This window comes from uncultured Phascolarctobacterium sp. (assembly GCF_902463975.1).
Taxonomy (GTDB): Bacteria; Bacillota; Negativicutes; order Acidaminococcales; family Acidaminococcaceae; genus Phascolarctobacterium_A.
Genome location: NZ_CABQHJ010000029.1, coordinates 34,861 through 41,327, shown reverse-complemented (window position 1 = coordinate 41,327; position 6,467 = coordinate 34,861). Strand labels below are relative to the sequence as shown.

The window sequence follows — 6,467 nt, the reverse complement described above, 5'->3', positions numbered from 1 at the left end:
AGCATAGCTTAAATTTTTATTAAAAGCAACCTAAGCTATGACTATATTATACGAGTGAGGTAATTCAAAATGAAATTAGTACATACAGTTGCAGAGCTGCGCGAAGAGGTTGCAGCAGCTAAAGCTCAGGGTTTGACCATCGGTCTGGTGCCTACTATGGGCGCATTGCATGAAGGCCATGCATCCCTGATTAAAGCAGCTAACATGGAAAATGACTTTGTTGTAGTCAGCGTTTTCGTAAATCCGACTCAATTCGGTCCTAACGAAGATCTGGACGCTTATCCGCGTACTTTGGAGGCAGACTGCAAGCTGGCAGAAAGCATGGGCGCTAACGTAGTTTTCGCTCCGGCTCCGAAGGAAATGTATCCGAGCGAGGATGCAACCTGGGTTGAAGTAACCGGTGATATTACTAAGGTTCTGTGCGGCCGTACCCGTCCGATTCACTTCCGCGGTGTAACTACCGTTGTTACCAAGCTGTTCAACCTGGCACAACCGGACCGTGCTTACTTCGGCCAGAAGGACGCACAACAGGTTGAGGTTCTGAAACGCATGGTAAAAGACCTGTTCTTCAATATCCAGCTGCGCATTATGCCGATTGTCCGCGAAGCTGACGGTTTGGCAAAGAGCTCCCGCAATACCTATCTGAATGAAGCAGAGCGCAAGGCAGCGCTGGTACTGAGCCGTAGCCTGAAGGCTGCTAAGGAGCAGTACGAAGCAGGTGAGCGTGACGCTGCTAAGATTACTGCGGCTGTTACCGCTTCCATTAAAGAAGAGCCTATGTCTGATATTGATTATGTTGAAATTTATGCACTGCCGGAATTGAAACCTGTAGCAGCTCCGATGGCAGGCAGCAACCTGCTGGCTGTAGCTGTTAAATTCGGCACCACCCGTCTGATTGATAATGTAGTTTTGGAGGAGAAATAATATGCTTTATACTATGCACCATGGCAAAATTCATCGCGCTACCGTAACCCAGGCTAACCTGGAATATATGGGCAGCATTACTATCGACAGCGAGCTGCTGGAGCTGTCCGGTATTCTTCCGGGCGAGCGTGTACAAATCGTTGACAACAACAACGGTAACCGTCTGGAAACCTATGTTATCGCCGGTGAGCGTGGTAGCGGTGTTATCTGCCTGAACGGTGCTGCTGCACGTAAGGTTCTGGTTGGTGATACTGTTATCATCATCGCTTACAGCCTTATGACCGAGGAAGAAGCTAAAACTTATGTACCGAAGGTTGTAATGGTTGACGAAAACAACCATCCGATTAACGTTCGCGGTACTGAAAAGGAAGCAGAAATCGGCTGATTTTAAGCATTATAAGAGCACGCTGTGGGTTGCGCTTGGCGCAGGCTGCAGCGTGCTTTTTGTGTTGGCGGTTTGCTGAATTTATGAAGTATCAAGCGATTCCGGATAGTAATAAGAAGTTGCATATTTTTCGAAAAGAATAGCAAATAAAAAACTTCGGTAGAACGCTAAATATAATCGTTCTACCGAAGTTTTTCGTTTCTATTTGTTTTTATCGTGGCAGCAGCAATGCTCTGCTTCCACAGGCTTCATGGAGCATTCCGGGCAGATGCCTTCACCCTCTAAAAGCTTGCTGCCCCAGGCATACATGGCCTGCAGGATGGGGAAGAGGCTTTCACCCCGCGGCGTCAGGCTGTACTCAACCTTAGGCGGCACGACGGCGTACACCTTGCGCGCAATTAAGCCGTCACCTTCCAGCTCGCGTAATTGCTGGGTGAGCATTTTTGGTGTTGCCTCGGGGACGAGGCGGCGCAGCTCGTTGAAGCGTAAAATTTTTCCGGACAGGTGCCATAGGAGCAGTGCTTTATATTTGCCGCCGATAAGCTGCAGCGTGGCAGCAACGGGACAGTTGACGTTAATAGTATCTTTCATTTGGAGTTTCCTTTCTGCAAAGAGCAAGGCGATTAAGATATTATTATGCTAGGAAAAAATCATATGCCTGCCTTGTGTATCAAAAATTATATATCCTTACAGTATCTTTTTGCATACTATCTACCTAAATAGTGCATTCTTGAAATAAAGGTAGCGTTTGCTATAATAATAGCAGACAAAAAATTTTATGTCAAACAGATAGCAAGCGAAAGGAGTCACGATGAAAAAACAGTTACTTGATATAACGGGCATGAGCTGCAGTGCCTGCTCGTCACGCATAGAAAAGGTTGTCAACAGGATGCAGGGCGTGGAGCAGATGAGTGTTAATCTGCTGAAAAATAATGCGCACGTTACCTTTGATGAAAACGTTGTAGATGAAAAGGAGATTATTGCCCGCATTGAAAAGCTGGGCTTCGGTGCAAGTGTGCATGCCGCAGGAGCTGCCGCTGCGCCTGTGCCGCAGCAGGATACGGCGGCGCAGGAGATGGCGGAGATGAAGCAGCGCCTTATCGGCTCGCTGATTTTTGCCGGTCTTGTTTTTTATCAGCACATGGGGCGCATGTGGGGCTGGCCGTTGCCAAGCTTTATTCTGGGGCAGGAAAACGAGCTGATTAACGCTTTGCTGCAGATGCTGTGGTGCATTCCGGTGCTTTTTATCGACCGCAAGTATTTTATCCACGGCGTGCGTAATCTTTTAAGCGGTGCGCCTAATATGGATTCCCTGATTGCCGTAGGCAGCGGTGCATCGTTTATTTATGGTTTGTATTCCGTATTTGGCATGGCGTATGCCTTTGGACACAATCGTCTTGATTTGTTGCCAGGCTTTGCTGATGCCTTATATTTTGAAGCTAGTGCCGTAATTTTGGCACTTGTAACCGTCGGTAAGTTTATGGAGGCGCGGGCGAAGAGCCACACCTCTGATGCAATCAAGGCGCTGATGAACCTTACGCCGAAGACGGCGCTTGTCGAGCGTCACGGTCTGCAGGGAGAAATACCTGTAGAGGAGGTTGTAACAGGCGATGTGCTGATTGTAAAAAGCGGTGCCTCCGTGCCTGTGGACGGTAAAATTATTGAGGGCAGCGCTGCCTTGGACGAAAGCGCGCTGACAGGTGAAAGCCTGCCGGTAGATAAAACAATCGGTGACAAGGTTATCGGCGGCACTATTAACAGAAGCGGTTACTTTAAGATGGAAGCAACTGCGATTGGTGCAGATACAGCTTTGGCGAAGATTATTGCACTGGTGGACGAAGCAACTTCGTCTAAAGCGCCGATTGCTAAACTGGCTGATAAGGTGAGCGGGTATTTTGTGCCTGCAGTTATAGGCATTGCCGTGCTTGCGGCGGTTGTCTGGCTGGCGCTGGGCGCAAGCTGGCATTTTGCGCTGACGATTGCCATTTCTGTGCTCGTCATTTCCTGTCCCTGTGCTTTGGGACTGGCAACGCCGACAGCAATTATGGTAGGAACGGGGCGCGGCGCTAAGAGCGGCATTTTGATTAAATCGGCAACAGCGTTGGAAACAGCGCATAAGGTTGATACCGTTATCTTAGACAAAACAGGTACGATTACAGCGGGCAAGCCGGTGGTGACGGATATTTTGCCTGTAAAGGTTACGGAAAATGAATTGCTGGCCTTTGCCGCAGGCTTGGAAAAGCTTTCAGAGCATCCGTTAGGTGAAGCGATTGTTGCTGCTGCCGAAGCAAAGCAGCTTGCTTTGCCTTCAGCCGGCAATTATAAGCAAATTCCCGGTCAGGGCGTTAAGGCAGAGATTGCAGGATCTGAATGTGCAGCAGGTAATTTCAAGCTGCTGGAGGCGTTGAATGTTGATGTCAGTACTTTGATGGACCAGTATGACAAGCTGGCGGCTCAGGGAAAAACACCGTTATATTTTGTGCGTGCAGGCGAGCTTTTAGGCTGCATTGCTGTTGCCGATACCGTAAAGGCTACGAGTAAGGAGGCAATCGGCAAGCTGCAGGCGATGGGCTTGCATGTGCTGATGGTGACCGGTGATAACCGGTCGACGGCGGAGGCGATTCGCACACAGGTAGGCGTTGATGAGGCTGTTGCTCAGGTGCTGCCGCAGGATAAGGAAGCGGTGGTACGCAAGCTGCAGCAGGAAGGCCATATTGTCGCTATGGTAGGCGACGGCATCAACGATGCGCCGGCGTTGGCGCGTGCCGATGTAGGTATCGCTATCGGTGCCGGCACGGATATTGCGATTGAAGCTGCTGATATGGTTTTGATTAAAAGCGACTTGTTGGATGTGGCGAAAGCGATTTGCTTAAGCCGCAGTGTGATGACCAATATCAAGGAAAATCTTTTCTGGGCCTTTATTTATAATGCCGTCGGTATTCCGTTTGCTGCAGGCGTGTTCTATACAACCTTCGGCTGGCTGCTGAATCCGCTGATTGCTGCAGCGGCGATGAGCTGCAGCAGCGTTTCTGTTGTTACTAACGCATTAAGACTGCGTTTTATAAAATTGTAATTGCAAAGGAGATTTTATTATGACTAAAACTATTGCTATTGAAGGTATGCATTGCCAACATTGTGTTGGCGCCGTTAAAGAAGCACTCGCTGCTGTAGCAGGTGTAACAAGTGTTGCCGTTTCTCTTGAAAACAATAATGCCGTTGTTGAGGGCGCAGGCCTGGATGACGCAGTTTTGAAGGCTGCTGTTGAGGATACCGGCTTTGACGTAACTGGCATCAACTGATAATAAGCAAAAAAACGCCGCGTAAAGCGGCGTTTTTGCTTGTAAAAAGGTCGCTGTGCAGCGGCCTTTTTCTTATGCAAATATTTCTGCTATAGCAGGCGGAAGCATATCAAGTGCGCTTGCTGTCATAAATGCGGCAGCAATGGCTACAACGATAAAGGCAGCAGCGTGCGGATAATCCTTTTTACGTACGGAAGAAAAGATGGCACGCAGGGATAAAAGCAGAATCAGACCCCAGATATAGGGACCGGTTACTTCATGGAAAAATTTTTCAAACATGATAACACTCCTTGCTGGCTGAAAAATGTGTTTAAGCAGATATAGATATACAGATAATAAAAAAACACCCGCAATAGCAGGTGCTGTTTTTGGATTGGTGCCTCAGCACAGAATCGAACTGTGGACACAAGGATTTTCAGTCCTTTGCTCTACCAACTGAGCTACCGAGGCATGATTGGCGACCCGGATGGGACTCGAACCCACGACCTCCGCCGTGACAGGGCGGCATTCTAACCAACTGAACCACCGGGCCATTACAATATTGAGGCAAATGGGCAAAAAAATGGTGGGCGCTAACGGGATCGAACCGCTGACATTCTGCTTGTAAGGCAGACGCTCTCCCAGCTGAGCTAAGCGCCCGTATTTGGTGACCGGTGGGGGAATCGAACCCCCGATACCGCCGTGAAAGGGCGGTGTCTTAACCGCTTGACCAACCGGCCAAATGTGGTGACCCATGTAGGCCTCGAACCTACGACACCCTGATTAAGAGTCAGGTGCTCTACCAACTGAGCTAATGGGCCGTGGTCACGTTACTTGATTATAATACCCTATCTGCTAGAAAATGTCAAGCACTTTTTTCGAAAAAACTTAAAAAATCTTTGGGGACATAAAAACAATTGACTATGCATGGAGAAAAGCATACAATTAAAGTGTTATAGTAGGTTCTAAATTTTTTTGTACGGAGGATAGACTTATGGATTACGATATTGCCGTTATTGGTGGTGGTCCTGCTGGTGTATCTGCAGCGATTACTGCTGCCAGCAAGGGACGTAAGGTTGTTCTGTTTGAAGCCCATGGCTTCAGCCCCCGTCTGCGTAGTGTAGCGCAGATAACAGATTATATGGGTATACCCGATATTTCCGGTACTGCGCTTATGGATATTTTTGTAAATCATCTCAAGCAGATGGAAGTAGATATTATTGAATCTAAAATTATTTCTTTGCGTGAGGTAGGCGAAGGCTTTATGCTGGGTACACCGCACGGCGAATATTCTGCGGATTCCGTAGTATTGGCGACTGGGATTTCCCGTTCTACGCTTTTCCCGGGAGAAAAGGAATTTTTGGGCAAGGGCGTAAGCTACTGCGCTATTGTTGATGCTGATAAATATAAGGGCAAGTCTGTGGCCGCTATTGCTACTGTTCCTGATGCTTTGGAAGAAGTGGAATATCTGGCAGAGCAATGCGAGCATGTCTTCTTCTTCCCGCTGTATTCCGGCTTCATTCCGCCGAAAAAGAAGAATATTACTGTAGTGCTGGATAAGCCGACAGAAATTACCGGCACTGATAAGGTTACCGGTCTGCGTGCAGGCGATGATTTTTACAGCGTTAAGGCTGCCTTTGTCTTCCGTGCCAGCGATCCGCTCAACAGCTTTTTGCCTGGCCTTGAAATCCGTGGCCGCAGTATTTATGTTGATGATCAGGCGCAAACCAATATTGAAGGTGTATTTGCCGGTGGTGACTGCACAGGCCAGCCGTGGCAGGTAAATCGTGCTGCAGGTCAGGGACAGAAGGCTGCGCTTTCGGCAATCCGTTATCTTGCTCGCCGTGATGAGGGAATTGACTATTAAAAATTGCAGTAAA

General features: G+C 48.3%; 7 protein-coding genes and 5 tRNA genes. 5 read left to right on the top strand and 7 right to left on the bottom strand.

The window, feature by feature from the left end; all coding sequences use genetic code 11:
- Window positions 1-69 precede the first annotated feature (69 nt).
- Both panC and panD read left to right on the top strand, forming a co-directional pair.
- Window positions 70-924, top strand: coding sequence for a pantoate--beta-alanine ligase (gene panC, locus RDW05_RS09105; protein ID WP_276634532.1), 855 nt, complete (start codon window positions 70-72; stop codon window positions 922-924).
- Window position 925: 1 nt separating this feature from the next.
- Window positions 926-1,309 (top strand): aspartate 1-decarboxylase, encoded by a 384-nt coding sequence (gene panD, locus RDW05_RS09100; RefSeq protein ID WP_009145844.1) that lies wholly within the window; start codon window positions 926-928, stop codon window positions 1,307-1,309.
- Between the two features lie 201 nt (window positions 1,310-1,510).
- On the opposite strand, the gene RDW05_RS09095 is transcribed toward panD, so the two are convergent.
- Window positions 1,511-1,900, bottom strand: coding sequence for a helix-turn-helix domain-containing protein (locus RDW05_RS09095; RefSeq protein WP_249747497.1), 390 nt, complete (start codon window positions 1,898-1,900; stop codon window positions 1,511-1,513).
- Window positions 1,901-2,120: 220 nt separating this feature from the next.
- On the opposite strand from RDW05_RS09095, the gene RDW05_RS09090 reads away from it, so the two are divergent.
- Entirely contained in the window at window positions 2,121-4,382 is a 2,262-nt protein-coding gene (locus tag RDW05_RS09090) for a heavy metal translocating P-type ATPase (protein WP_307978752.1), read from the top strand.
- A gap of 19 nt (window positions 4,383-4,401) precedes the next feature.
- Window positions 4,402-4,608, top strand: coding sequence for a heavy metal-associated domain-containing protein (locus tag RDW05_RS09085; protein ID WP_307978750.1), 207 nt, complete (start codon window positions 4,402-4,404; stop codon window positions 4,606-4,608).
- A 72-nt stretch (window positions 4,609-4,680) separates the two neighbouring features.
- Here the strand turns inward: RDW05_RS09085 and RDW05_RS09080 are convergent, their stop codons facing one another.
- From RDW05_RS09080 to RDW05_RS09055, 6 genes are all read right to left on the bottom strand, one after another.
- Window positions 4,681-4,887, bottom strand: coding sequence for a hypothetical protein (locus tag RDW05_RS09080; RefSeq protein WP_009145849.1), 207 nt, complete (start codon window positions 4,885-4,887; stop codon window positions 4,681-4,683).
- A gap of 95 nt (window positions 4,888-4,982) precedes the next feature.
- A tRNA-Phe gene (locus RDW05_RS09075) sits at window positions 4,983-5,058 on the bottom strand.
- A gap of 5 nt (window positions 5,059-5,063) precedes the next feature.
- A tRNA-Asp gene (locus RDW05_RS09070) sits at window positions 5,064-5,140 on the bottom strand.
- 31 nt (window positions 5,141-5,171) lie between these two features.
- Window positions 5,172-5,247: transfer RNA gene (locus tag RDW05_RS09065), tRNA-Val, on the bottom strand.
- A gap of 5 nt (window positions 5,248-5,252) precedes the next feature.
- Window positions 5,253-5,327 (bottom strand) — tRNA-Glu (locus tag RDW05_RS09060).
- Window positions 5,328-5,332: 5 nt separating this feature from the next.
- Window positions 5,333-5,408: transfer RNA gene (locus RDW05_RS09055), tRNA-Lys, on the bottom strand.
- 173 nt (window positions 5,409-5,581) lie between these two features.
- Between RDW05_RS09055 and RDW05_RS09050 the strand changes: the two genes are divergently transcribed.
- Window positions 5,582-6,454, top strand: coding sequence for an NAD(P)/FAD-dependent oxidoreductase (locus RDW05_RS09050; RefSeq protein ID WP_021719199.1), 873 nt, complete (start codon window positions 5,582-5,584; stop codon window positions 6,452-6,454).
- The last annotated feature ends 13 nt before the right edge of the window (window positions 6,455-6,467 follow it).

Coding starts and splice junctions, on each gene's coding strand:
- RDW05_RS09095 (WP_249747497.1), bottom strand. CDS start 1,900: ATGAAAGATACTATTAACGTCAACTGTCCCGTTGCTGCCACGCTGCAG.
- panD (WP_009145844.1), top strand. CDS start 926: ATGCTTTATACTATGCACCATGGCAAAATTCATCGCGCTACCGTAACC.
- RDW05_RS09090 (WP_307978752.1), top strand. CDS start 2,121: ATGAAAAAACAGTTACTTGATATAACGGGCATGAGCTGCAGTGCCTGC.
- RDW05_RS09080 (WP_009145849.1), bottom strand. CDS start 4,887: ATGTTTGAAAAATTTTTCCATGAAGTAACCGGTCCCTATATCTGGGGT.
- RDW05_RS09085 (WP_307978750.1), top strand. CDS start 4,402: ATGACTAAAACTATTGCTATTGAAGGTATGCATTGCCAACATTGTGTT.
- panC (WP_276634532.1), top strand. CDS start 70: ATGAAATTAGTACATACAGTTGCAGAGCTGCGCGAAGAGGTTGCAGCA.
- RDW05_RS09050 (WP_021719199.1), top strand. CDS start 5,582: ATGGATTACGATATTGCCGTTATTGGTGGTGGTCCTGCTGGTGTATCT.